At 61.4% G+C, this 25,786-nt stretch carries 24 protein-coding genes; 12 read left to right on the top strand and 12 right to left on the bottom strand.

Going from position 1 to position 25,786, the window contains the following annotated elements; all coding sequences use genetic code 11:
• On the top strand, positions 1 to 241 hold a 241-nt coding region (locus tag Q7T10_RS13775; protein ID WP_304749217.1), incomplete at its 5' end, for an aldehyde dehydrogenase family protein.
• Positions 242 to 661: 420 nt separating this feature from the next.
• Here the strand turns inward: Q7T10_RS13775 and Q7T10_RS13780 are convergent.
• Positions 662 to 1,648, bottom strand: a complete 987-nt coding sequence (locus Q7T10_RS13780; protein WP_304749220.1) for an NADPH:quinone reductase — start codon at positions 1,646 to 1,648, stop codon at positions 662 to 664.
• 305 nt (positions 1,649 to 1,953) lie between these two features.
• Between Q7T10_RS13780 and Q7T10_RS13785 the strand changes: the two genes are divergently transcribed.
• Genes Q7T10_RS13785 through Q7T10_RS13820 form a run of 8 tightly spaced genes read left to right on the top strand, consistent with a single transcriptional unit; the run spans position 1,954 to position 9,671 of the window.
• Positions 1,954 to 2,754, top strand: coding sequence for an SDR family NAD(P)-dependent oxidoreductase (locus Q7T10_RS13785; RefSeq protein WP_304749223.1), 801 nt, complete (start codon positions 1,954 to 1,956; stop codon positions 2,752 to 2,754).
• A gap of 43 nt (positions 2,755 to 2,797) precedes the next feature.
• Complete coding sequence (locus Q7T10_RS13790) at positions 2,798 to 3,580, top strand: SDR family NAD(P)-dependent oxidoreductase (RefSeq protein WP_304749225.1); 783 nt, start codon at positions 2,798 to 2,800, stop codon at positions 3,578 to 3,580.
• Between the two features lie 42 nt (positions 3,581 to 3,622).
• Complete coding sequence (locus Q7T10_RS13795) at positions 3,623 to 4,951, top strand: ABC transporter substrate-binding protein (protein WP_304749227.1); 1,329 nt, start codon at positions 3,623 to 3,625, stop codon at positions 4,949 to 4,951.
• A 20-nt stretch (positions 4,952 to 4,971) separates the two neighbouring features.
• A complete protein-coding gene (locus Q7T10_RS13800; protein ID WP_304749229.1) occupies positions 4,972 to 5,703 on the top strand; it encodes an ABC transporter ATP-binding protein in 732 nt (243 codons plus the stop codon).
• Positions 5,700 to 6,455, top strand: a complete 756-nt coding sequence (locus tag Q7T10_RS13805) for an ABC transporter ATP-binding protein (protein WP_304749232.1) — start codon at positions 5,700 to 5,702, stop codon at positions 6,453 to 6,455. The genes Q7T10_RS13800 and Q7T10_RS13805 overlap by 4 nt, the downstream gene beginning before the upstream one ends.
• Positions 6,452 to 7,357, top strand: a complete 906-nt coding sequence (locus Q7T10_RS13810; RefSeq protein WP_304749234.1) for a branched-chain amino acid ABC transporter permease — start codon at positions 6,452 to 6,454, stop codon at positions 7,355 to 7,357. The genes Q7T10_RS13805 and Q7T10_RS13810 overlap by 4 nt, the downstream gene beginning before the upstream one ends.
• Positions 7,358 to 7,362: 5 nt before the next feature.
• Positions 7,363 to 8,409, top strand: a complete 1,047-nt coding sequence (locus Q7T10_RS13815; RefSeq protein ID WP_304749237.1) for a branched-chain amino acid ABC transporter permease — start codon at positions 7,363 to 7,365, stop codon at positions 8,407 to 8,409.
• Positions 8,406 to 9,671, top strand: coding sequence for an amidase (locus Q7T10_RS13820; RefSeq protein WP_304749239.1), 1,266 nt, complete (start codon positions 8,406 to 8,408; stop codon positions 9,669 to 9,671). Before Q7T10_RS13815 ends, Q7T10_RS13820 begins: the two co-directional genes overlap by 4 nt.
• A 30-nt stretch (positions 9,672 to 9,701) precedes the next feature.
• Here Q7T10_RS13820 and Q7T10_RS13825 read toward each other — a convergent pair whose 3' ends face one another.
• The 7 genes from Q7T10_RS13825 to accB form a co-directional block, all read right to left on the bottom strand.
• A complete protein-coding gene (locus Q7T10_RS13825; RefSeq protein WP_304749241.1) occupies positions 9,702 to 10,577 on the bottom strand; it encodes an amidohydrolase family protein in 876 nt (291 codons plus the stop codon).
• A 67-nt stretch (positions 10,578 to 10,644) separates the two neighbouring features.
• Positions 10,645 to 11,880 (bottom strand): Tm-1-like ATP-binding domain-containing protein, encoded by a 1,236-nt coding sequence (locus Q7T10_RS13830; RefSeq protein WP_304749242.1) that lies wholly within the window; start codon positions 11,878 to 11,880, stop codon positions 10,645 to 10,647.
• A gap of 97 nt (positions 11,881 to 11,977) precedes the next feature.
• Complete coding sequence (locus Q7T10_RS13835; protein WP_304749244.1) at positions 11,978 to 13,987, bottom strand: acetoacetate--CoA ligase; 2,010 nt, start codon at positions 13,985 to 13,987, stop codon at positions 11,978 to 11,980.
• Entirely contained in the window at positions 13,984 to 14,850 is an 867-nt protein-coding gene (locus tag Q7T10_RS13840) for an HAD-IIA family hydrolase (RefSeq protein ID WP_304749247.1), read from the bottom strand. The genes Q7T10_RS13835 and Q7T10_RS13840 overlap by 4 nt, the downstream gene beginning before the upstream one ends.
• Positions 14,847 to 16,346 carry a hypothetical protein gene (locus Q7T10_RS13845; protein ID WP_304749249.1) on the bottom strand — a complete coding sequence of 500 codons (1,500 nt, stop codon included), beginning with the start codon at positions 16,344 to 16,346 and terminating at the stop codon, positions 14,847 to 14,849. The genes Q7T10_RS13840 and Q7T10_RS13845 overlap by 4 nt, the downstream gene beginning before the upstream one ends.
• The gene (locus Q7T10_RS13850; protein WP_304749252.1) at positions 16,343 to 17,773 is read right to left on the bottom strand and encodes an acetyl/propionyl/methylcrotonyl-CoA carboxylase subunit alpha; all 1,431 of its coding nucleotides are present in this window, start codon (positions 17,771 to 17,773) and stop codon (positions 16,343 to 16,345) included. The genes Q7T10_RS13845 and Q7T10_RS13850 overlap by 4 nt, the downstream gene beginning before the upstream one ends.
• An 8-nt stretch (positions 17,774 to 17,781) precedes the next feature.
• Positions 17,782 to 18,240 carry an acetyl-CoA carboxylase biotin carboxyl carrier protein gene (gene accB / locus Q7T10_RS13855; protein WP_304749253.1) on the bottom strand — a complete coding sequence of 153 codons (459 nt, stop codon included), beginning with the start codon at positions 18,238 to 18,240 and terminating at the stop codon, positions 17,782 to 17,784.
• A gap of 196 nt (positions 18,241 to 18,436) precedes the next feature.
• Between accB and Q7T10_RS13860 the strand changes: the two genes are divergently transcribed.
• The gene (locus Q7T10_RS13860) at positions 18,437 to 19,273 is read left to right on the top strand and encodes a helix-turn-helix domain-containing protein (RefSeq protein WP_304749254.1); all 837 of its coding nucleotides are present in this window, start codon (positions 18,437 to 18,439) and stop codon (positions 19,271 to 19,273) included.
• A gap of 444 nt (positions 19,274 to 19,717) precedes the next feature.
• Here the strand turns inward: Q7T10_RS13860 and glmS are convergent, their stop codons facing one another.
• A complete protein-coding gene (glmS, locus tag Q7T10_RS13865) occupies positions 19,718 to 21,583 on the bottom strand; it encodes a glutamine--fructose-6-phosphate transaminase (isomerizing) (protein WP_304749255.1) in 1,866 nt (621 codons plus the stop codon).
• Between the two features lie 147 nt (positions 21,584 to 21,730).
• On the opposite strand from glmS, the gene Q7T10_RS13870 reads away from it, so the two are divergent.
• Positions 21,731 to 22,201: an Lrp/AsnC family transcriptional regulator gene (locus tag Q7T10_RS13870; RefSeq protein WP_304749258.1), complete on the top strand. Its 471-nt coding sequence runs from the start codon at positions 21,731 to 21,733 to the stop codon at positions 22,199 to 22,201.
• Positions 22,202 to 22,212: 11 nt separating this feature from the next.
• Here Q7T10_RS13870 and Q7T10_RS13875 read toward each other — a convergent pair whose 3' ends face one another.
• Both Q7T10_RS13875 and glmU read right to left on the bottom strand, forming a co-directional pair.
• A complete protein-coding gene (locus tag Q7T10_RS13875) occupies positions 22,213 to 22,974 on the bottom strand; it encodes an ATP-binding protein (protein ID WP_304749260.1) in 762 nt (253 codons plus the stop codon).
• Positions 22,971 to 24,386 carry a bifunctional UDP-N-acetylglucosamine diphosphorylase/glucosamine-1-phosphate N-acetyltransferase GlmU gene (glmU, locus tag Q7T10_RS13880; RefSeq protein ID WP_304749262.1) on the bottom strand — a complete coding sequence of 472 codons (1,416 nt, stop codon included), beginning with the start codon at positions 24,384 to 24,386 and terminating at the stop codon, positions 22,971 to 22,973. Before glmU ends, Q7T10_RS13875 begins: the two co-directional genes overlap by 4 nt.
• Here glmU and Q7T10_RS13885 point away from each other — a divergent pair.
• A complete protein-coding gene (locus Q7T10_RS13885; protein ID WP_304749264.1) occupies positions 24,385 to 25,314 on the top strand; it encodes a DUF6279 family lipoprotein in 930 nt (309 codons plus the stop codon). The two genes, glmU and Q7T10_RS13885, sit on opposite strands and share 2 nt — an antisense overlap.
• A gap of 73 nt (positions 25,315 to 25,387) precedes the next feature.
• On the opposite strand, the gene Q7T10_RS13890 is transcribed toward Q7T10_RS13885, so the two are convergent.
• The gene (locus tag Q7T10_RS13890; protein WP_304749266.1) at positions 25,388 to 25,774 is read right to left on the bottom strand and encodes a hypothetical protein; all 387 of its coding nucleotides are present in this window, start codon (positions 25,772 to 25,774) and stop codon (positions 25,388 to 25,390) included.
• Positions 25,775 to 25,786: the final 12 nt, after the last annotated feature.

Here is a 25,786-nt window from a genome sequence, read left to right on the forward strand (position 1 = left end):
TGCCAACAACACCGAATTCGGCCTGGCCAGCTACTTCTACAGCCGCGACGTGGGCCGCGTTTTCCGGGTCAGCGAAGCGCTGGAGTACGGCATGGTGGGCATCAACGTCGGCATCCTCGCCACCGAGCATGTACCATTCGGAGGAGTCAAACAGTCGGGGTTGGGCCGCGAAGGCTCTCACTACGGCATGGATGACTATGTGGAACTGAAGTACCTCTGTATCGGGGATGTACTGACGTGAACGTCCGTCTTGCGATCGGGAATCCAAGAGGGAGATACACGAAAAAATGACATGAAGCCGAATCCATACCGTGTTCTCCAATGTCAGCTTCTGTTGGTCGCACCAGATCAAAGTCCGCATTGGAGGATCGACTCCCACTGACCGCTCCTGGCCCGTTCCTGGCGCCGTAACGACCCAAAGCAGTCCTAGCGACTATTCAAGTCGTCGCCTGCTAGCCGACATTCAAGATCTCACGAAATCCATTTGTGGAAGACAGCTTCAGGGAAGGTCTATCCAAAAGGCGGTCGTCGCGTGGCGACCAGATCCAGTCATCCGCATACTCCGTCTTTCCAAAAGTATCTAATCCATAACTGCACGTTGAAATTTCGAACTCGAGAACCCATAGCGAACATTTATAGCGCAGACGTGATCTCGGGAAAGTCAACCAATCGAAAGAACAACGTTACCCGTAACCGCTCCGTTTTCGACCGCGTGATGCGCATCAGCAATCAAAGCCAAGGGGAGTTTCATTCCAATGTTGTGCAGCAGCACCTCTTGCCGCAGAAAATCGGTCAAGACTTTGATGGCGCGGCGACGGTCCGAATCGCTCAGGTTGTAGACAATAAAAAACCGGACGCCAAAGTTGCGCGAAATCATCGGGAAAAACGGCAAAGTGAACTGCCTTGCGCCACTGCCATACACCACCCACTGACCATCCGGACGCACGACCTCCATGTCAATGGCCGCATTCGCCGCGATGTCCATTTCGATCACGCGATCGACACCAGCGCCCTGTGTTTCCTCCAGCACACGGTCCACGACGGGTTCCGTTCGGTAGTTGATGGCCACATCGGCACCAGCGGCTAGCGCCAACGCGGCCTTTTCCGGTGAGCTGACTGTCGTGATGACCTGGCGCGCACCCAACAAGCGCGAAAACTGCACGGCGTAGTGGCCCACCGCTCCCGCCCCCCCCGCGACGAGAACACGTTGACCTTCAACGCCACCGTCTGTCAGTACGGCGTGCAGCGCCGTCAGCGCGGGAATGCCCAGGCAGGCACCGACTTCACCAGGTACGTTGGCTGGCAGGGGAACTGCCTGCTGCTCGGGCACGCACACTAACTCTGCTGCGGTTCCGAAAGGTCGCGCCCAGCCAGCGTTCCAGAGCCAGACCCGCTCACCGATTCGTGCCGGATCCACACCCGCACCGACTGCATCGATGATCCCCATACCGTCGCTGTGCGGAATCACGCGCGGAAACGGCATTATCGGGCCGCGCGCGCCAGAGCGCGCCTTCACGTCGGAAGGGTTCAGGCCAGACCACTGCAACCGCACGCAAACCTCGCCGGTTGCGGGCTGGGGGTCGGGCAAATCGCCCACCAGTAGCACTTGGTCAGCGGGCCCGGTTTGTTCGTAAAAAGCAGCTTTCATCTCAGGCTCCATTCGCTTTGATTGCAGACAAAAAGACACTGTAGCGGACGCGATCGCGCTGCCGAATCAAGGTACTCCGAACCACATCAAATTTGCGGACTTCAGTGCCTTGCATCAGGATTTACCCGCGCACTCATAACTTTTCACTCGGTGAAATGTTGTTCGAGATGGCTACAGCTTCGGATACGCGGGAACACATCATTCGCACCAATCCAAGACCACGTATCGGATCGAGGAAAAACAAATGACGCTTGGACATCGAAGTGGGAAAAGTGATTCCCACCGGCCGGCGCGATGGAGACAAGATGATTGATTTGAATGGCAAAGTTGCAGCCGTTACTGGCGCCGCAGGCGGTATTGGTGCAGAGGTGGCTCGCACCTTGGCAAAGGCAGGGGCACGGGTTGTTTTGGGTGATGTGCAAGCCGAGCGTGGCGAGCAAGTCGCCAAGCAGATTCGCGAAGCCGGCGGCCAGGCCGTGTTTGTTGCGCACGACACGTCCGTTGAAGATCAGTGGATTGCGTTCATCGAAACCGCACTCAACAATTTCGGCGGCCTCGACATCGTGGTCAACAACGCCGGAATCGAGCAGACCTGCTTCCTCGAAAACATCACTGTCGCTGACATTCAGAAGCTGCTCTCCGTAAACGTGACCGGTGTGCTCATAGGTCACAAGCATGCTGTACGGGCGATGAAGCCAGGCGGCCGCGCGGGCAAGGGTGGCAGCATCATCAATCTGTCGTCGGTGGCTGGCCTGATCGGCACACCTGGTTTGGGCGTGTACTCCGCGTCCAAAGGTGCGGTCCGTCTGTTGACCAAGGCGGCGGCCGTCGAGTTTGGTCGACTCGGCTATGGCATTCGGGTGAACTCCATCCACCCGGGTCTGGTGGAAACTGACATGGGTGAGAAATTGCTTAACGACTTCGTTAGTCTCGGCATGTTCAAGGATCGCGACGATGCCTACACGCAGATGAAAGCGGCGCATCCCCTGGGCATAACCGGCCTGCCAAGTGACATCGCCAACCTGGCACTGTTTCTCGCCTCCGACCTGTCGCGCTGGATGTCGGGTGCCGAACTCGTCGCCGATGGCGCGATGACGGTCAGCTAAATCTGCGCAAAAGCTGCTGGCACTAAACGAGGAGATCAACACCATGAGTGTGATGAAGATGTTTGACCTGAGCGGCAAAGTAGCCGTGATCACGGGCGCAGGCAACGGCCTGGGCTACCAGTTCGCCGCAGCGATGGCAGAGGCGGGTGCGGATGTCGTTTGTGCTGACATTGATATGGTCAGGAATGAAGAGACTGCAGCGCGCGTTGTGGCACTCGGACGCAAGGCCCTGAGCATCCAATGCGATGTGACGCGCGAAGCAGATGTCGCAGCGCTTTTCCAGTCTGCAGACAAGGCGTTTGGTCGTGTCGACATCGCGTTCGCCAATGCCGGTATTGCGGATCTCGCTCCGCAGCCGCTGCATGATTATCCGACAGACAACTGGAATGCAGTGATAGCGGTCAACCTGCAGGGTGTCTTCTACACCGACCGTGAAGCGCTGAAGCTCATGGTGCGCCAGCAAAGCGGCAAACTGATCAACGTTGCTTCGATGTGGGGCTTGGCCGGAGCATCGAGCGTGGCACCCATTCCAGCCTACAACGCCGCCAAAGGCGCGGTGGTAAACCTGACGCGCGAACTCGCACTCGAATATGCGACGCAAAACATCCAGGTCAATGCGATTTGCCCCGGTTTTTTTCGTACCCGATTGGCTGACGGCAAATACGACGACCCTGAATTCGTCGCTGCGATCACTGCGTTCACGCCGATGAGGCGCGTCGCCGACGCCAGCGAGATCAAGGGCACGGCGCTGTACCTCGCCTCAAACGCTTCGAGTTTCACGACAGGATTGATGTTAGTCACCGACGGTGGCTGCATGGCCAAGTAGATCCCGCGATAGTTCTTTCCCTCAAACCACCAGGAGACAAACATGAATGTAATTGACAAGATTGCCGCAGACACAACCACCCAACCGTTGCCCTCGCGGCGGACCGTGCTCGGTGCCGGCGGCGCAGTGGGGTTGGCTTTGCTGAACCCTACTTCCATCTTCGCCCAGGGTGCCGATGGCGCCAACACGATTCGTGTCGGCTTCATCAGCCCGCGTACGGGTGCTTTGGCAAGCTTCGGCGAGGCCGATGGCTACGTGCTCGAACTGGCTCGCAAGTCGTTGAAAGGCGGACTGACGGTGGGCGGAAGGAAATACGCAGTCGAGATCCTGGACCGCGACACGCAATCTGATCCGGCCCGCGCCAGCCAGTTGGCAAAGACCTTGATCAATTCCGACAAGGTCGACCTCATTCTCGTGACGTCCGCACCCGAGACCGTGAACCCGGTTGCAGACGCTTGCGAAGGTGCGGGCGTGCCCTGCCTCTCGACCGTGACACCTTGGGAGGCGTGGTACTTCGGGCGCGGCGCCAAGCCCGGCGAGCCATCACCGTTCAAATGGACATTCCACTTCTCGTTCGGCGTGGGCGAGTTCGTCAAGAGCTACACCTCGCAGTGGGGCCAACTGTCCACCAATAAAAAAGTGGCTGCACTCTACCCCAACGACGCTGATGGCAACGCCATTCGGGCCAGTCTGGCACCGGCATTGCAGAAGGCTGGCTTCACCATCGTTGATGCGGGTCCGTACGAGACGGGCACTACCGACTTCTCAGCGCAGATCGCGAAGTTCAAGGCCGAGAAGTGCGACATCTTCAACACCTTTCCAATCCCACCGGATTTCGCCACTTTCTGGCGTCAGGCTGCCCAGCAAGGCCTCACAAAAACGATGAAGATCGTCCAGGTCGCCAAGACCGGTCTGTTTCCGTCCAGCGTAGAGGCACTGGGGCCGCTCGGCTTCAATCTCTCCAGCGCCTGTTACTGGCACAAGACATTCCCCTACAAATCGCCACTGACAGGTGTAACCAGTATGCAGTTGGCCGACGGCTACGAAAAAGCCGCCAACAAGCAGTGGAACCAGCAACTCGGTGCTTCGATGTCGCTGCTAGACGCCGGCTTCGAAGCCTTGAAAGCCAGCACCAATCCGAAGGACAAGGCCAGCGTGGCCAAGTCGCTTGGTTCATTGGTGACCACGACCACGGTGGGCAAGGTCGACTTTACCAAGGGACCGGTGCAGGGTGCTTGCACCACGCCGCTGATTGGCACGCAGTGGGTCAAGGCCGCTGCAGGTTCGAAGTACAAGTACGACTACGTCATCACCGAGAACGCCGCCGATACCAATGTCCCGGTGGCGGCCAAGCTGCGTCCGTACGCCTGATCGAACAAGTTTGTCACACCATGTCGTCAATTGATGCATTGATTTCCGCACGAGGACTGCGCAAGCAATACGGTGCACTGGTCGTCCTTGACGGCGTGGACTTCGAGGTTCGGCGCGGCGATGCGATCGGCATCGTCGGGCCTAACGGGGCCGGCAAGACAACCCTGCTCAGTGTTTTGTCCGGATCGCAGGCCGCCACGGCCGGAACAATTGGCTTTAAGGGCAATGACGTGTCATCGCTGGACGCCGCGACGCGCTGCAGGATGGGCATCGTTCGGACCCACCAGGTGCCGCAACCCTTCAGTGGCATGACTGTGTTCGAAAACGTCTTCACGGCCGCAACGCACGGGGGTGGATTCCGTCGCACCGAAGCCTATGACCGTTGCATCGATGCGATCGAGCTCTGTGGCATGACGAAGGTGGCCAATCGGCGCGCCGCGACACTCGGCCTGCTGGATCGCAAGCGGCTGGAGTTGACCCGCGCACTGGCAACCAACCCACAGGTGTTGCTACTGGATGAGATCGGCGGCGGCCTCACCGACGGTGAGGCGGCGGAACTCGTGCGGACCATCAAGGTGCTGCACAGCCGGGACATCGCCATTGTTTGGATCGAGCACATCGTGCACGTGCTGCTGCAGGTAGCGAAGCGGCTGGTATGCATGGACTCCGGCCGCGTGATTGCCGAGGGTGATCCACAAGAGGTGCTGTCCAACGCCACCGTGGTCGATGCCTACCTGGGAGGCGGACGATGAGCCTCCTGAAAATTGAAGGCCTGGAGGCCAGACACGGTCTTCTGACGGCCGTACAAGGCATCAGCCTGGACATCGAGCAAGGCGAAACGCTGGCGCTCGTCGGCGCCAACGGCGCTGGCAAAACAACGTTGCTTCGAACGCTGGCGGGCGTGCATCCGGTGGCGGGCGGCCGCATCGTCTTCGACGGCCTAGACGTGAGTGCGCTGCCAGCGCACCACCGGGTCGCAGCTGGACTGGCTTTGGTGCCCGAAGGGCGCAAGCTGTTCCCTGCGATGACCGTGCAAGAAAACCTGCTCGTAGCCCTGTCTGCCAAGCGTGAGGGCAACTGGAACCTAAGCACGGTGCTCGAAGCCTTTCCGCAACTCAAACCCAAACTGAAGGCGGCAGCCGGCACCTTGTCGGGAGGTCAACAGCAGGCCGTGGCCATTGGCCGCGCGTTGATGACGAATCCGCGAGTGCTGCTGCTGGACGAAGTGTCCCTTGGCCTCTCGCCGCTGGCGGTCCAAGGCGTCTATGACTCACTGCGTACGTTGATGGGCAAGGGCACGGTCCACGGCACCACCGTCGTGCTGGTCGAGCAAGACCTGCAGCGAACGTTTCAAGTCGCTGACCGCATCGTATGCATGCTCGAAGGCAAAGTAGTGGCCAGCGGGCGGGCTGACGAGATGACACGCGAGCAAGTGATGGAGTATTACTTCGGCCATCGCACGTCCACAGCAGGCCCGACTTCACAACCGACAGGAACAACATGATCTGGCTGAACCAACTCGTCCAAGGCCTGATGCTGGGTGGCTACTACGCGTTGCTAGCGTGTGGTCTGTCATTCATGTTCGGCGTGATGGGCATCATCAACCTGGCGCACGGCAGTCTGGCGGTGCTGGCGGCTTACATGCTGTTCGTCTTGGCAGAACGCTTTGAGGTGCATCCCCTGCTGGGTCTCGTTGCGGTCATCCCGGTGATGGCGCTGATCGGGTGGGTGCTGCACCGGCTCGTTCTGGAGCGCAGCGCCCGCGCGGGCGCCCTGATCCCCTTGCTGAGCACCTTCGGTCTCGCGAGCGTGCTGGACAACTCCATGTTCCAGGCGTTCGATGCCGACACACGTTCACTGGCTCCCTACATCGATTCGCTCAGCTACGACGGCTGGACACTGCCGGGCGGCATCATCGTTGGCCAGCTCGCGGTGCTCACACTGGTCGTCGCCATTGCGCTGCTCGGTGGACTGCATCTCATGCTGGCGCACACCGCGTTGGGCCGGCGCATTCGCGCCGCAGCCCACGATCCAGACACTGCGCAGCTGGTCGGAGTCGACGCACGGGCCGTCTATGCGGCTTCAACTGCTATCGCGATGGCCACCGTGGCGATCGCTGGTGCCTTCCTCGCAATGCGGGCCACGTTCGATCCCTATACCGGCCCCTACCAGCTGATCTTCGCATTCGAAGCTGTGATCATTGGTGGCGGGGCACTGTGGGGAACGCTGTTGGGAGGCATCGTTTTGGGTGTCGCGCAGAGCATAGGCGCGCAAGTGCACCCACAAGGCTTCCTCATCGCCGGGCATGTCGTCTTCCTGACGGTGCTGCTGGCACGGGTGTACGCCGCAAACACCCTCCGCCGCTGGATCCGATCTTCCACTGGCCGATTCCGCAGCCGAGCCTGAACGCCATGAACCTGACTCCACACCCACCCGTTGCTACTACCACACGCACCGCCGTACGTGTCACACGATGGACCCTGCCATCGATTGCGACAGTGTCGCTGGTGGCTGCTGCCCAACTCGTGCTCGTCGCGGGACCGCTATTCTTGTCGCCCAACGCGGTCGAACGACTCACTACCCTGTTTATCTACGGCATCCTGGCCCTGATGTGGAATGCATTGGCTGGCTACGCTGGACTGCTGTCCGTGGGACATCAGGCGTTCTTTGGGCTGGGTGCGTATGCAGCCATTCGTCTGGCTGACTGGGGTGTCAGTCCGTACCCGGCATTGCTGTTGGCTGCGACGCTGGTCGGGGCGCTTTCAATACCGATAGCCGCCTTCATGCTTCGACTGCGCGGCGGTGAATTCGCAATCGGCATGTGGGTCATGGCCGCACTGTGCCATCTGCTGGTCAACCTGGACAAGCTCGTCCAAGGTGAAACTGGCACCTCGCTCATCGCGCTGCAGGCTTACGCGGCCGATGACCGTCGCAGCTACACCTATTGGGCGGCCTTGGGCACCATGGCCGCCCTGGCCTGGCTGGTATTCGTGATGTTGCGCGGCAAGATGGGTACGGCGGCGCAAGCGATACGCGACAACGAGGAAGCTGCAGGCTCGGTGGGTGTTCGGGTGTTGTCCTCCAAGCGCCTGATCTTCGTGCTGTCGGCCTTCGGCTGCGCTGCTGCGGGTGCATTGTGGCTTGCCAGCTCGATCACGTTTCAGCCCAAGACGTACTTCAGCGTGCAATGGACGGCCTACATGATCTTCATGGTTCTGGTCGGCGGCATCGGCACCTATGAAGGGCCGATCCTCGGCGCGGTTCTGTTTTTCACCATCGAAACCCTGTTTGGTGCCACTGGTGTGACCTACCTCATTGGCCTCGGCGCAACCGCGCTGTTGTTTGCCCTTTTGATGCCGCGCGGCATCTGGGGTGAGATAGAGCATCGCCTGGGGTTGCAACTCCTGCCGGTGGGTTATCGACTTAGTGGTGGCACGGGTGACCCGCCACCGAAATGATGGGTTCATCGCAAACACGCCAGGAAGCCTTTGATGTCCTGAACGACGCACTGCACGCGTTTGTCAGAGTCAGACCCACCGGGCAGTTTTCGATGGCAGAGAGCCCACTGCACGGATGGAACATCGCGATCAAGGACTGCTTCGACCTCGCGGGCGATATCGCCAGCGTCGGGACGCCAATGTTCGCGGCACGACGGGCGACAAGAACCGCCACCGCCGTACAGCGATTGCTGGATGCCGGGGCATGTATCGTCGGCCACACCCAGATGGTCGAACTGGCCTTTGGCGGCTGGGGCATCAACGCTGCCATGGGCACGCCGCGCAACCCATGGGACGGCCGCACCGTGCGAGTGGCCGGCGGATCGAGCAGTGGCTCGGCGGTCGCCGTGGCGGCGCGCATGGTGCCTGCGGCCTTGGGCAGTGACACAGCGGGATCCATAAGGATGCCGGGTGCGTTGTGCGGTATCACCGGGCTCAAAACCACTTTTGGACTGATTCCAGAAGACGGCGTGTTTCCCCTGGCTCCGTCGTATGACAGCGTTGGCCCGATGGCGCAATCCGCAGATGACTGTGCAAGACTGTTCGAGGTCCTGACGGCAACCCGCCTTCCGCCGATGCAAGCGCCACATAACAGCCGGCTCCTCGTTTTGGATAGCGCAGCCTATCCGGTCCCGGTGGAACCCGGCGTTCAGCATGCACTCGATGCGGCGGTGAATGTTTTCACTCGCCTGGGCACGCATCTGAGCAAAAGCTCGCCCCCCTTCGCGCTGGCGGACCTGACACGCGATGCAGGAACACTGATTGGCGCTGAGGCTTGGACCGTACACGGCGCGCGGTTCGAGATGGACCCGAGTGCTTTTGGAGCGGGCCTGCAGCGTCGCTTCGAACAAGCGCGCATGGCGGACTCAGGCTCGATCGCCGCCGCGCGTGGTGCGCGTGTCCAGGCCAGCGAGCGCTTCCGGCGCTGGCTGCAGGCCGATGAGGTCCTGCTTCTTCCGACAGTGCATTGCAGCGCACCGGCTCTCGACTCCGTCGACGAACGCGGATCCCCGCTGGGGCAGTTCACGCGCTGGGTCAACCATGTTGGCGGCTGCGCGCTCACCCTGCCTGCAGGATTCGACACGCTCGGAATGCCGGTCGCAATACAACTCGTTGGTCGGGCTGGCACTGAGGCTCGCCTGTTGGCACTTGGTTCCGCATTCCAGCAGGCAACGGACTGGCATCGACGGGTGCCGGACCTCGCGTGGGCCACCGATCCTTGAACCAGTGCTCCGCGACGACTATTACTGGAACTAGCTTGCCTTCGGTAAAAGCTTCAACAGCCGCATCGCATTCTCTTTCAAAATCAGCGGCTGGACCTCGGGCTTGAAGCCCGCTTCAGCGAAGTCCTTCATCCAGCGATCAGGCGTAATCAGCGGGTAGTCGCTGCCGAACAGGATGCGGTCCTTGAGCAAGGTGTTCGCGTACTGCACCAACTGTGGCGGGAAATACTTGGGGCTCCAGCCCGACAGATCGATCCAGATGTTGGGCTTGTGCATCGCTAAAGAAATCGCCTCGTCTTGCCACGGCCAGCTCGGGTGCGCGATGACGATCTGGATGTCGGGAAACGCGATCGCCACATCCTCCAGCAGCATCGGGTTCGAGTTCTGCAGCCGGAGGCCGCCACCGCAACGCATGCCCGAACCAATGCCTGAGTGCCCGCTGTGAAAGATGGCTGGCAGTTGGTATTCGTTGATGACTTCGTAGATCGGCCAGGCCATCCGGTCCTGCGGCTCAAAGCCTTGCACCGTCGGATGAAACTTGAAACCCTTCACGCCGAAATCCTCAATCAGCCTTCGAGCTTCACGCGCGCCCATCTTGCCCTTGTGCGGATCAATGCTGGCAAACGCGATCATGATGTCGCTGTTGGCCATGGCCGCCTCGGCGATTTCCTCATTGCTGATGCGCTGCCGCCCCAGTTGCGCCTCGGCGTCGACCGTGAAGTTGACAAATCCGACCTTGCGCTCTCGGTAGTAAGCCAGCGTTTCGTCCATCGTCGGGCGCCTGCTCGATCGGAAATACTTGTCGGCCGCGCGGTCGTATTCTTCCCCGTAGTTGTCAAACGGGTTGCGGCACGACACCTCCAGATGGGTGTGCGTGTCGATGGCGATTAGGTTGTCGATGTCCATGTCGTTTACTTCATTGATCGGACAGAAGGCAATGCATGCAAGGATGTCTGGCGTGCACCGATTATCTTCATGCCGCGGCAGTTGCCCGGTTTTTAGTGTAGGCCAGCACCTGCTCGACGATCGCGTCCGCAAACTGTGGGTCGTTGATGTGGCAGTTGAATTCGCGAGCCACTACGGTCTTCGGCAAAGCCTCCTTCAAGGCGTCGAGGAACACCGGGCACATATCCGGATCGTGCAGGTGGCCGTCCGGGCTGTCGTGGTGCGAGAAGCCTGTGAGCGGCACGAAGAACGACACGGGGCCCTTGGCATCGGCAATCAGACCGCCCATGTGCTTGGCCAGTGCCTTGAGTTCGCTCGGCTCGGTGCGTACCGCCGTCAGCGCGTGGTTGTGCATGTGGTAGCGGTGGTTGGGGAACATCGACTTGGCCATGTCGATTGGGCCGGCCACCATGAAGTCGGCATTGCCCGGTGCAAAGATCACCGGCACGCCCTTGGCCAGTGCCGATTTGGCGCGGTCCGGGCCGGCATTGCACAGGCCGTTGTTGAGAAAGTCGTTGATTTCCACCAGCGAGGTGTCTACCACCGCCACGACATCGCGCTCACTTACGATCTGGTCCATCGCCATGCCACCGGTGCCCAGAGTGTGGAACACCATCACTTCGAAGCCCTTGGCTTCGAGTTGCTTGCGCACGTTGACGGTGCAGGCGTCGATGGTGCTGAGCGTGGTCATCGCCACCAGCGGCTTGGGCTCAACGCGTGTGGGTGAATAGTTCTTGGCCATCACTGCAGTGGCCAGCGCCGCATTGCGGAACACGTCGCGCGTGATGCTGTTCAGGCCGGCGATGTCGCACACCGGGTTGAACATGTTGATGTCCTTGGCGCCGATAAAGGGCTTGGTGAAGCCCGACGCCATGGTGGACACCATGACCTTGGGCAAGCCGTAAGGGAACATGCCCATGACAACGGTGCCCAGGGCCGTGCCCATCGAACCACCCACGCCGATGATGCCACTCAAGCCGTGTTTGGCGTGGTATTCGAGGGCGCATTTGACCGAGCCTTCGATCATGACCCCTTGGCATTTGCCTTCGTGCTTCAGGTCGCGCACTTCTTCCAGGGTCATGCCGGCTGCCGCCGCAATCGCCTCCGGCGGGATCTCGACGCTCGAATCGGTTGACCTGCGTATGCTGGCGTCGAGGTGGACCACGTCCACGCCCTGCGACTCCAACACCTCGCGAATGAATTTCGCTTCCACTGCCTTGGTGTCCAGCGTGATGATCATCAGGACTTTGGGTTTGTTGCTCATGCTTGTCTCCTTCTTGTGTTGCTACACGGTAGGTATGCGGTTGCCGTCGAATTGCGACTTTCCGCGGGTTTAAAAAATGGGCGTTTGTGAAATCGAATCAGGTGGTCGGCAGTGCTTTCAGCTCATCGGCCAGACGCTGGAAAAAGGAAATGCTCTTCGGGTTGGCCATCGCATCGGGGCTGGCGACCTTCTCGGCCAAAGCGCCCAACAACAGCTTGCGCACCGGCACTTCCATCTTCTTGCCGGTGAGCGTGCGCGGTATCTCGTCTACCTGGTAGATCTCGTTGGGCACATGCCTGGCGGAGGCCTTGGTCCGGATCTGTTGAACGATCTGCGCCTTCAAAGCGTCGTCGAGCACCTGGCCGGGCGCCAGCACCACAAACAGCGGCATGAACGACGGACGCCCCAGGTATTCGAGGTCAACCACCAGGCTATCGCGGATCTCTTTCAGTTCCTCCACTACCCGGTAAATTTCGGCCGTGCCCATGCGGATGCCATACCGGTTGATGGTTGAATCCGATCGGCCATAGATCACTGAGGTGCCGCGCGCCGTGAACCGGATCCAGTCGCCATGGCGCCAGAGGCCGGGATACATCTCGAAGTAACTCTCCAGGTACCGCCGATGCTCCGGGTCGCCCCAGAAATAAATCGGCATCGACGGCATGGGCTTGGTGATCACCAGTTCCCCCACTTCGTCGATCACCGGCTTGCCGTTGTCGTCGAACGCATAGGCGGACACGCCCAACTCGCGGCACTGGATCTCACCCGCAGTCACCGGCAGGATTGGCGCACAGGCCACGAAACCGGACGCGATGTCGGTGCCGCCGCTGATCGAGGCGAGCCACAGATCGGTCTTTACGGCGTCGTAGACCCAGTGGTACGCGTCGATCGGGAGGGGTGAACCCGTGGCATTGATCGCGCGCAGGCTCTGCAGTGGCGCGATGTCACGCGGCCGCAGTCCGTCCTTCATACAGTTGATCAAATAGGCTGCGCCGCAGCCGAAGAGAGTGACCTTCTGTTCGTCGATGAAGCGCCACAGCGCCTTCGTATCGGGCCATGCCGGGTTGCCGTCGTATAGCACGATGCTCGCGCCGGTCAACAAGGCACCGATCTGCAAGTTCCAAACGATCCAGCCGGTACCGCCAAGGAACAGCAGCCGGTCGGCGGGTCGCAGGTCGTGCTGCAGCGCCATGGTTTTCTGGTGCGTCAGCACGATGCCGCCCTGGCTGTGCACGATGGCCTTCGGCAGTCCGGTGGTGCCAGACGAATAGACGATCCACAGCGGATGTTCGAAAGGAAGGCGCTCGAAACGCAACTCGGCATCTGCCGCAATCGCCTCCGACCACTCCATGCGATCACGCCAGGCCGGCGGTTTGTGGGACGCTGCGCGGCAGATCGGCCCTGCCACATGGATGACGTGGTGGACGCTTGGCAACGCCAGAAGCAACTCGTCGACCAGTTCGCGCCGGTCGTGCGTCTTGCCGTTGTAGCTGTAGCTGTCCACTGCAAACAGCACTTTCGGCTCGATCTGGCGGAACCGGTCCAACACCACGGTGGCGCCCATGTCGGGCGCACAACTGGACCAGATCGCGCCGAGGCTGGCGCAGGCGAGGAAGGCCACCACCGTCTCGGGCCGATTGGGCATGTACGACGCCACCCGGTCTCCAGGCCCCACCCCCAGCGCACGCAGGCGGGCGGCCAGGGCACCGGTGTCGCGCTTCAGGTCGGCCCACGATACCTCGTGGGTGCCGGTGTCCTCGCTGCGCGCGATGATCGCCGGACGCTCGTCACTTGCACAGCGAAACACGTGTTCAGCGTAGTTCAAACGAGCGTTCGGGTACCACTGCGCCCCAGGCATGGCCGAGCTGCCCAAGACGGGTTCACAGACGCCATCGGCTTGCACCCCGAAAAAGTCCCATATCGACTGCCAGAAAGCCTCCAACTCGTCCACGGACCACTGCCACAAAGCGTCGTAGCTGTTGAAGGTCAGCCCCCTGTCTGTAGCCAGCCAGCGCATGTAGGCAGCGAGTCGGGTCGGCTCGATCTGATCCGGTCTGGGCGTCCACAGCACCTCGACAGGCGCAATCATTGAATCTGATGTGCTCATGACAACAACTCCAGCAAGCGGTCGACGCCGCTGATCGACAGATGGGGGCGGCTGCCCGCCGGCAGGTTAGCGAAGTCTTCGGCATTGCTTAAGCCCGTGTGCACACCGATCGACATGGCACCGCCACGCAGGGCCATCGCGTTTTCCAGGCTGATGTCATCACCAACGATCGCCATCTGGGCGGGCTTCAAGCCCCCTAGGCGTCCGCTGGCACAGCTCATGGCCTGGGCTGAGGGTTTGCCAACGACCACCGCCCTTTTTCCCGTGACGCTTTGCACCGCTGCCGAGAGGGCGCCCGAGATGCCCAGCGTGCGGCCTTCCCGACTGGCCACGACGGCGGCCTTGGAGACGGTATAGAACGCGGCGCCAGCCCAGACAGCCCTGCATGCAGCATCCAGGTCTGCCAGCACGAAGTCAGGGTGCCAACCTATCAGCACCGCGTCCGCATCGTCCGCCCGCTCCGGCGAACGCACGACGTCAAAGCCCGCCTCTACCAGGGGCTTCCAGACACCCTCGCCGCCGAGCACCAGCAGCCGCTTGTAGCGACGGCGCTGGAAAAGATCAACCGCCACGCTGACAGGCGTCATCGTGTGCCGTTCGTCGAGCTCGATGCCGATTGCCGTCAGGGCCTCGGACAACTTCTGCGGCGTCTTGGTGCTTCCGTTGGTGAACCCCACGTGAGGGACTCCTCGTTGACGCAACAAAGCCAGCAATTCGCAGGCGCCGGGCAATGGCTGGTAGCCACTCAGTCGCTTGTCCGCGAGCGCCAGGGTGCCGTCGATGTCAAAAACAAAGCCGCGTACCTCAGCCAACTTTGCAGCGGCCAGCGTTGGGTCTGAAGATGGAACTGTGCTCGAATTCATGTCGCTGCTCCGGTGGCCGCGCCGGGCTGGTTGGCACGCAAGTCCAACAGGAAACCTTCCCGCTCGACCCGTGCATGGGTGACATCGGGCCGGCGTGCCAACTCGCCAAGCAGGCGCTCGACTGGACTGGCCACGGCGCTGTAGTTCTGGCGGCACGGCCCTGCGGCCACCATCGCATCCACCTGTTCGGCGGGCATGGTGGCGCGCAAAATGAACTCTTCGTCGGACAGGCCCGAATCGAACCGGCGGCGCAGTTCTGCCAGTTCCGGCATCGCGCTCTGCGTGGCCAGTTCGCGTGCCCGGGGCAACTGTTCGATCCGGTCGCGAACGTTCTGGTCCATCGGTGCGGGTGGCGTGCCGAAGCGGCCGATCACGTAGCGGATGACTTCGTCAGGCACGTTGGCGTAGCGCTCCGGTGCCAACACATTCATCACGGCCATCGTGCCAACCACTTGAGAAAACGGGGTGACCATAATGGGGTAACCCAATTCGCGGCGAACGCGTGCGACCTCCTCAAACACCTCTGGCAGACGGTGCTCCTGGCGCATCTCGCGCAGCTGGCGCCGCATGGTTCCGATCATCCCGCCGGGCAACTGGTGCTGGAAGTAGCGCATGTCATATTCCTGCGGCACGCCGGGCGCGAGACCCTCGGCAGAAGCGAGCGCAGCAAAGTATTTGCTGACGCGGCCGACGGCTTCCATGTCCAGATCGACCGAGACGCCCTGGCTTTGCAGATTGGCGACGACGTTCTCGATGGCGGGTTGACTGCTGCCGTTGCCCAATGGCTGCGCGGCGGTGTGAAGGGTCTGGACGCCCAGCTCGGGGGCTTCTGCATAGGTGAACGGGGCCAAGCCGATCGTGCAATGCGAATGCAGCTCCAGCGGTTTTCCGCCCAGCGCCTCGCGCAGTCCAGGGAGCAGCGTGCGGGCGCGCTCGGGCGTCAGCAAGCCGCCCGGGTCTTTCAGGTAGACGCGGGTGATGGCTGTTACAGCAGCGAGCTTGCGTGCTGCATCGGCAAAATGCGCGTCATCGTGGATGGGGCTGACGGTGTAGACGATGGCGCCGACGATCTCGCGAGCGCCCGCTTCCGCGATGGCTGTAGCGCTGTCGGTCACAGCCTGCATGTTGTTCATGGGGTCCATCACCATGAACCGCTCGATGCCGTTGCGCACCAACAATTGGTAAGACAGCGCCATCAACTCGGGGTGCGCCGTTTCCCAAGAAATGAAACGCATGCCAGTGGAGAGGAAGCTCAGTGGCGTGCGCGGCATGCGCGCCTTCATCAGGCGGATGCGCTCCCAAGGATTCTCCTTGTGGAAGCGCACCGTAACGGCCATGTGCGTGCTGGTGGAAAAGTCGAGTGCGCGGTAGCCGACGCGGTCGAGATCGGAGGCAATCTCCAGCATCATGCCGGTGCGCAGGCCGGTGGCACCCCACAGGCTCTGGTTGCCGTCACGCAGCGTGGTGTCGATGAAGTCGAGTCGATTGGCGCTCATGAGCGTTGTCCTTCAGAAGCGGTCAGTGTTTCAGATTGGCCAAAGACTGCCGCGCCGGAGCCCGCCAGAAATCGTCCGAGAAAACCGGTGTCGAAGCCACCTTCGATGAACTCGGGCGTGGCCAGAACAGCACGGTGCAGTGCGATGTTGGTGATTACGCCTTCGATGCGCACATCGGCCAGCGCAGACTCCAGCAGGCGTCGGGCATGCTCGCGGTCGCTTCCGGTGGCAATGACCTTGGCGATCATCGAGTCGTAGTACGGAGGAATCATGGCGCCGGCTTCCATGTGGGTGTCCACGCGCAGGTCCGTCCAGGCCGGGAAGTGGGCTGCGGTGAGCCTGCCGGGGGCCGGTCGGAAGTCGTGCGTCGGGTCCTCGGCATTGATGCGGCACTCAATCGCGTGGCCCGTCAGTCGAACGTCGGCTTGCTGCAAGCGCAAGGGATGTCCCTGCGCCACGATGATTTGTTCGGCCACCAGGTCGAGCCCGGTGATTTGTTCGGTCACAGGGTGTTCGACCTGGATACGCGCATTCATCTCTAGGAAGTAAAAGCGTTGGCGCGCGACATCGACCAGGAACTCGATCGTGCCCAGGCTGCGGTAATTGATATGTTTGGAGAAGCGCACCGCTGCAGCGTGCAGATCGCGGCGCATGGCATCGCTGAGGTTGGGCGCGGGTGCTTCCTCGACCAGCTTCTGGTAACGGCGCTGCACCGAGCAGTCGCGATCACCCAGGTGAACTACGCTCTCGCCGTCGCCCAGGATTTGCACCTCCACGTGGCGACCTTGTGTAACGAAGCATTCCACGTAAACCCGGCCGTCACCGAATGCCGCCAGAGCTTCGGAACTCGCGAGGTCGAACAGCGCGCTCAGCTCGACGGGAGTATTGGCGCGCTTCAAGCCACGCCCGCCGCCGCCGCCCACGGCCTTGATAAGTACGGGGTAGCCGATCTGTTCCGCCATCTCCAGCGCTGCAGGCAGGTTGTCGACTTGCCCGCCAGGCGCAATGGGCACCTCGGCCTGTTCGGCGCAGCGCCGGGCCTCCAGTTTGTTGCCCACGCGTTCGATCTGCTCAGCCGTCGGGCCGATGAAGATCAACCCGTTCTCTTCGCATGCACCAGCGAACTCCGCGCGCTCTGACAGGAAGCCATAGCCCGGGTGAATGGCCTGAGCGCCGACACCTCGAGCCGCCTCGATCAGGGTGCCGATGCGCAGGTAGCTGTCTGTGGCACGCGCCGGGCCGATACACACAGCGCGATCAGCCAGGCGTGCGCCCATGCTGTTGCGGTCGGCCGCCGAGACGGCGAGCACCGACTCGATGCCCAGGCGCTTGAGCGTGCGGATGATGCGCACGGCAATCTCGCCGCGATTGGCCACCAGCACCCGTCGGATCGGGCCGTCCATGGCAAGTTGGTCTGCTGTCTTCATGGCTGCGCTCACGCCGGACGCACACGCATCAGCACCTGATCGAACTCGACCAGGTCACCGTCGCGGGCCAGGACCTCGACAACCACGCCTTCTACCCTGGCGGAGATCGAATTCATCAACTTCATGACCTCAATGATCCCCACGGCTGTGTCCCCGTTGACGCGACCACCGACGGCGACAAAGGGCGCAGCACCGGGCTTGGGGGCGCCATAAAAGGTGCCCAGCATCGGAGCTCGGACTTCAAGCAAGGACGTGTCGCCACTGACTTGGGGTGCCGCCACAGGCGCTGAAGCAGAAGCCATCGGCGCCGCCACGGGCGCTGTAGGAGCGGTGGGAGCTGGGCTCGAGACCGCACCTCCCCTGCGCAGTGACAGCTTAATGCCATCGGCTTCAAGATGCAGCTCATCGAAATGCGAACTGTCCAACAGTTGCAGCAGACGCTGAACGTCTTCGTGGGAAAAACTCATGAACATGTCTCCTTGGATGCGACTGCGACTGTGCAGTAAATAAGGAGACACGACACACCAACCTGAATGGCAGTGCCCAGTGCTATCTTGTCTCCAGTCGATTTTTTTACACCCCGGCATCTCAGATCCGGGATTGGAGAGAGTATTTGCGGCAAGCAAGTTCATCAGGTAGGATCACGCACCAGGTTTTCTCCTGGTGAAACTCACTGGAATCCTGCAAATCATGCGCGAATACAAAGTCAAGACGATTCGTGCCCTGGACCGGGGCCTTGAAGTGCTGCTGTACCTGCACCAGGCACGGGCTGCCAGCTTGCATGATCTGTTCCTTGCGACGGACCTCCCGAAGGCCACCTTGACGCGATTAGTCGTTACCCTTGAGAAGCGAGGGCTGGTCTGGCAGCGCCTGGCCGACGGCGCCTACATGGCCAGCCACACCCTGCAGCCGCGCGCCGCGCAGCTTAGTGACGAAAATTATCTGGTCGAGGTGTCGGCTCCGGTGATGGAGCGTCTGTGTCGCAAGGTCAACTGGCCGTCTGTACTTGCCGTCCCGCGCCTCGATTGCATGGAGGTGATTGAAACCAACCGACCCAAGTCCTACTTCTCGCATGTGCCGGTGGGTCCGATCGGCTTTCGCATCAACATGCTGCGATCTGCGTCTGGCCGCGCCTACATCGCCTTCTGCAGCGAGAGCGAACGTCAGGCGATGCTGCAGCGCCTGGTGGCCAGCAGCGAGCCAGGCAATTTCATGGCGCGCCAGCCCGTGATGGTGGAGCGACTGCTCGACGAGACAAGGCGGTTGGGGTACGGACACCGAACCCCTGACTTTGGTGGGCACTTCGACCAGACCCGCAGGGAGTGGAACGACGACAGAGACTCGATTGCTGTACCAATCTGGGCGGGTGACGAAGTGATCGCCGCGCTCAATTTGACCTGGATGCACAGGGTGGCGACAGTGCCGCAAATCGTGAAGAAGCACCTGCCCGAACTCACCGCCGCATCACGAGAGATTTCAATGCGGCTCGTCGGAGCCTAGACCCCGCACGGGTACACCGTCGCGCTCCTCGCCGCGATGGATCAATCCCTAGTCCACAAGGCAGTCGTATGTACGATCGAAATGACTGTTTTCTCCCTTTAAGTGTGGCTAGTGAATGACTTCAATGGGCACTGTTGAGTCGGTCGCGACATGCAGCTTCCTGGCAACGCCATCACTCAAATTTCAAACTCCAGATAGCTGCCATTCGCGAAAGTCGGCAGATGGCCCAGACTTGACCGCCACCTTAGCTCAACGAGCACCCGCTTACGCTGCACAGAGCCGTTCGCACTGCGCTCTTGACCCGTGTGTTTACGACTTTAGGAAATCGTCTCCAAAATCCAACGCCCCGCAAACCCGCATGGATGCTAGAGGCGTGTTTACGACTTTAATAACCTGTTTACGACTTTAATTGCGCGGAATAATTCATAACGATGACGCTTGGCCCTACTCCACCGTGACGCTTTTCGCGAGGTTGCGGGGCTTGTCCACATCAGTGCCTTTGGCGCAAGCGGTGTGATAGGCCAGCAACTGCAAGGGAACGACGTGCAGCAGCGGCGACAGCTCGCCGTAGTGTTCGGGCATGCGGATGACGTGCAGGCCTTCACCCGACTCGATCCGGGTGTCGGCATCGGCCAGCACGTAGAGCACCCCGCCGCGGGCACGTACTTCGTGCATATTGCTCTTGAGCTTTTCCAGCAGTGCGTCGTTGGGGGCAACCGTCACCACCGGCATGGCAGCGGTGACCAGCGCCAACGGGCCGTGCTTGAGCTCACCAGCCGGGTAGGCCTCGGCATGGATGTAGCTGATTTCCTTGAGCTTGAGCGCACCTTCCAGTGCAATGGGGTAGTGCAGCCCGCGGCCCAAAAAGAGCGCATTCTCCATCTTCGCAAAGTCTTCCGCCCAGGCGATGACTTGCGGCTCCAGCGCCAGCACAGCCTGCAGGGCAGCAGGCAGATGGCGCATGGCTTTGAGGTGGCGTGCTTCTTCCGACTCGCTGAGTCGTCCCCGCGCTTGGGCCAGCGCCAGCGTCAGCAGGAACAGGCCGGCCAGCTGGGCGGTGAATGCCTTGGTGGAGGCCACGCCGATCTCAATCCCGGCGCGGGTGATGTAGGCCAGCTCGCATTCGCGCACCATGGCGCTGCTGGCCACGTTGCAGATGGTCAGCGTGTGGGTCATCCCCAGGCTTTGCGCATGACGCAGCGCCGCCAGCGTGTCGGCCGTCTCGCCCGATTGGGTGATGGTGACCACCAGCGTGCGCGGGTTGGGCACCGAGTCGCGGTAGCGGTACTCGCTGGCTACTTCCACTTGCGTGGGGATTTTTGCGATGCTCTCCAGCCAGTACTTGGCGGTGCAGCCACTGTAGTAACTGGTGCCACACGCCAGGATCAGGACGGAATCAATGTCCTTGAACACGCGTGCCGCGCTGACACTGCCGTCAAACAGTTCCGGCACGATGCCGTCCACGCCTTCCAGGGTATCGGCGATGGCGCGCGGTTGCTCGAAAATCTCTTTCTGCATGTAGTGGCGATAAGGCCCCAACTCGGCCGCACCGCTGTGCGCCTGCACGGTCTTGACCGGGCGCTGCGCCGGTGCCACTGGTTTGTGGTTTTTGTCCACCAGCCAGTACTTGCCGAGCTGAATGTCCACCACGTCGCCTTCGTCCAGGTACACGATCTGATCGGTGACACCGGCCAGCGCCATGGCATCGCTCGCCAGAAAATGCTCCTGGCCGTCTTTGCCAATGCCCAGAATCAGGGGCGAGCCTGCCCGAGCGCCGATCAGGCGATGCGGCTCGTCCTTGCAGAACACGGCGATGGCATAGGCACCGTGCAAGTGCCCAACCGCCGCCTTGACCGCTTCAAACAGGTCACCGTCATACAGGCTGTCGACCAGGTGCGCGATGACCTCCGTGTCGGTCTGGCTCAGGAACACATAGCCCTTGGCCTGTAGCTGCGCCCGCAGTTCATCGTGGTTTTCAATGATGCCGTTGTGCACCAATGCGATGCGGCCCGGGCGGCTGGCGGCGTCAGGCCCGGGGCCATGACTGAAATGAGGGTGTGCGTTGTGCACCACCGGTGCACCGTGCGTGGCCCAGCGCGTGTGGGCAATTCCGGTCGTGCCTTCGAGCTTGGTGGCGCTGACCTGCTCGGCCAGCTCCGCCACGCGGGCGGTACTGCGGGCGCGCTGCAAGCCGTTGGCGTAGACCGCGACGCCACAGGAGTCATAACCGCGGTATTCCAGCCTGGCCAACCCCTGCACCAGGATGGGAACGATGTTGCGAACGGATACCGCGCCGACGATGCCACACATAGACTACTCCAGAAATTAATGCGCCAATGGTAAAAGCATGTTGATGAAATAGTTCGTTGAATTTTTAACAAAATTGAATTTGTATTTCATAAAATTTTGCGTTTGTTTAAAAATTACATTTTTATTAAAATAGTGGAACAAATAACGATGGATTCAATTGATATCCAACTGCTTGAGCAGCTGCAAAACGACGCATCGCTCAGCAATCAGACCTTGGCCGCTCGAGTTCACATTTCGCCCCCCACCTGTTTGCGACGCGTCAAGCGGCTGCGCGACGGCGGCCTGATTGAGCGCGAGATTGCGGTGCTCAGCGTAGACAAGCTCAGCGTTGTGGCCGGTCATGGCCTGTGCGCGATTGTGGAGATCACGCTGGACCGCCAGGACAATGACGCGCTGGAGGCGTTTGAGAAGCGCGTGGCCAAGGACGACGCTGTGCAGCAGTGCTACCGCGTCTCACCCGGACCGGACTTCTGTCTGGTGGTGCACACAGCGCATATGCCGGACTACCTGACGCTGGCGCAGCGGCTGTTTACCAGCGACGCCAATGTGCGCAATGTCAAAACCTTCTTCAGCATCAAGCGCAGCAAATTTGGGGCACGGGTGCCGCTGCCGCTTTGAGTTGAGGGCGGTTAGCCCTGGCTCGTCGCACGCGCCAGCGGCAGCGTGAAACTGATGCTGCAGCCCGCATCCGGCGCGCCATTGGCCCAAACAACGCCGCCGTGTCGTTCCACGATCTTTCGGGTCAGCGCCAGCCCCATGCCGATGCCTTCAAACTCGCGGGCACTGTGCAGACGCTGAAAAGCATGAAACAGCTTGTCCTTGTATTGCGCATTGAAGCCAACGCCGTTGTCCGTCACAGTGATGGCGCACTGGCCGCTGGCATGCGCCTGCCAGGTGACCTTGATCTCGGCCAACGGTCGGGGGCCGGTGAATTTCAGCGCGTTGGACAGCAGATGGGTCAACGCTTGCCGTATTAGCGCCGCATCACACTGCAGCGCAGGAAACTCGGGCGCCACCTGCCAGTCAACGGACCGCCCCGCCAAAGCCGGCGCCAGGGCGATGCAGACATCGCGCACCAGCTCCCCGGCATCCACCCTGGCCAACTGGAAAGTCGCCTGGGTCAGACGCGACAGTTCCATCAGGCCGTCAATCTGCCGGCCCATCTGCCGTGCGGCATGGCTGACCGTGTCCAGATGTGCCGCAGTGGCCGCGTTGCTCTGGTCGCCCAGATCTTCCCGGATGATCTGCACATAGGCGTTCACGTGACGCAGCGACGCCCGCAGATCGTGCGACACGGAGTAGGTGAAGTCTTCCAGCTCCGTGCGCGCCTGGTTCAACTCGCGCTGGAGCAGCTCATTCTCCTGCTGCAAAGCCGCCAGCCTGCCCGTCATTTTGCGGGCCGTTTCCAGTCGGCAATGCTCACCTGCTTGGCCCGGGCCACGCTCAAGGCGCCGGGCGGCGTGTCTTTGGTAATGGTGGAGCCGCCGCCGACGGTGCCGCCCGCGCCCAGGGTGATCGGCGCCACCAGCACGCAGTTGCTGCCGATGTGCACGTCGGCTTCAATCACCGTGCGGTGCTTGAAAGCCCCGTCGTAATTGGCCGTGATGGTGCCGGCGCCGTAGTTGACGCGCTCGCCCACCGTGGCGTCGCCGAGATAGGCCAGGTGGTTGGCCTTGGCGCCGCGCGCCAGCGTCGAATTCTTCACTTCGACAAAATTTCCGATATGCACCTCGGCGCCTAACCGGGCGCCCGGTCGCAAGCGGGCAAACGGGCCGACCAGCGCCCCGGCGCCGACTTCCACCGCGTCTTTGCTGCCGGGTTTGCCACCTTCGATATGGGTGAACGGATGGATGACGGCGCCGGCCCCAATCGTGGCATTGACGATCACGCAGTTGGCCCCGATGCGCACCCCTTCACCCAACGTCACCTGGCCCTCAAAGACACAGTTGACGTCAATCGAAACGTCCTGTCCACACTGCAAGTCACCGCGCACGTCAAGACGAGCGGGGTCCGCCAGACGGACGCCCTGCTCCATCAGCTGCACCGCCGTGCGCGCCTGAAAAGCCCGCTCCAGCTCGGCGAGTTGCACCGGGCTGTTCACGCCCTCCACCTGCAAGGCATCGGAGATCTTGTGCGCCACCACCGGCACACCATCGGCCACCGCGAATTTCACGATGTCGGTGAGGTAATACTCGCCCTGGGCGTTCTGGTTGTCCAGACGCGCGAGCCACGCTTTCAGCCGTGCGGCGGGCACCGCCATGATGCCGCTGTAAACCTCGGGAATCGCCCGCTGCTCGGCGCTGGCATCCTTGTGCTCCACGATGGCCTGCACGACGTCACCCCGGCGAACAATGCGGCCATAGCCAGTGGGGTCGGCAAAGTCGATCGTCAACAGCGCCAGTTTCTCCCCGCCACAGGCCGCGATGAGCTGACGCAAGGTCTCGGCCTGCGTCAGCGGCACATCACCCGAGAGCACCACGACAATCCCATCATCGCGCAGCGCCGGCACGGCTTGCTGCACCGCGTGGCCGGTGCCCAGCTGCGGTTCCTGCCGCACGAAATTTATATCAAATCGGGCTGTAGCCCCCGTGGAATATGCGAGAGATGCTTCAACTTCGATAGCACCATGACCGGTGATCACCACCACCTGGCGCGCCGACAGTTGCGCTGCCGTGTCCACCACATGCTGCAACAGGGCACGTCCGGCCAAAAGGTGCAACACTTTGGGCAGCTTGCTCTTCATGCGCGTGCCCTTGCCTGCGGCCATGATGACCACATCCACCGGATTTATATTGGCTGCCATGTCTCCATCCTTCATATCTTCAGGTTTCTTCAATCGGTTAACTTGTTGCTCCCGAATTATCGGCTGGCTGCTGGCCATCGCCGCGCTTTCGCTGTTGCAGGCTTGCAGCGCCATCAAACTGGCCTACAACAATGCGCCGGAGCTTGGCTACTGGTGGCTGGACGGCTATGCTGACTTTGACGACAGCCAGTCCCTGAAAGTGCGCGCGGAGTTGGCCCGGCTGCAGCTGTGGCATCGGACCGACGAGCTGCCAAAGATCGCCGACATGCTGCAGGAAGCGCGACGACTGGCTGGCGCCGACCTGGGCCCGGCGCCAGTCTGCGCCCTGTATGCAGAGGCACGCGCCCGGTTCAGCGCCGTCACAGCGCAGGCAGAACGCGCCGCGGTAGAGGTGGCATTGAGTCTTGGTCCTGAGCAGCTGGCGCACATCGAGCGAAAATTTACGAGGAAGAATGCCGACTGGCGCGATGAATGGCTGGTGATCCCGGCCAGCCAGCGGCTTGAACACCGCCTCAAAACCAATGTAGAGCGCAGCGAAGATTTCTACGGCCGACTCGAAGAACGTCAGCTCGCCACATTGCGGGCGGGGTTGGAAACTTCCATTTTTGATCCGCAGCTGGTCTATGCCGAGCGACTGCGACGGCAGCAGGATTTGCTTCAGACTCTGCGCCTGGCCAGTGGTGCCGGGCCCGGTGTGGTGCGCAAACCCGGCCAGGCCGAAGTGCTCACCGCGCTGCGGGCCTACTTCGATCGCTCTCTCAACTCCCCAAACCCAGCCTACCGTGCCTACAACGACAGGCTTGTTGCCGAGAGCTGTGCCGTGTTCGCCCAGGTCCACAACAGCACGACCCCGGAACAGCGCAGCCGCGCCGTGCGGCGGCTGGCCGCCTATGAGCGTGATGTCGTGGAGTTGAGTGGGCAGCGTTGAACAGCGAGCATTTCTGACTTCGGCACGGGGCATCTGACGCAACGCTTCTCGGCTGACCCAGCCCCGCCGACCGTCATTTCCGATCCAAGGCGACCACCTCTCCCGTGCTGCTTCTCTTGAGGTAGAGCCTGTCGTCACTTGTCCGGAATTCGGTACAGCCTGAGGGGAACGCGCCCCGAAACTCCAGGCACAAACGCCCGTCCTCAGTGCGCCACGTGGCGGTGTCACGTTGGCCGGTACTGACGTCGAAGAACAGGTAGCCCGAGGGCTTGTAGTCCATCCGCCAAGTGACACCGTTGGCCAGTTTGGCAGTGAACACCTGGCCGCCCAGGCGATCGGCCAACTGGGCGGCATTGGGCGCTTGTGCGCCGGCAGGAAAGTCGACAGGAACCGCACTCGGGGTTTGACTGTGTACGACGCTGCAGCACAGGGCTGCTGTGATGGCAAGTTGTTTGATCATGATGGCTCTCTT

It is taken from the genome of Rhodoferax sp. (genome assembly GCF_030646845.1).
Classification (GTDB): domain Bacteria; phylum Pseudomonadota; class Gammaproteobacteria; order Burkholderiales; family Burkholderiaceae_C; genus Rhodoferax.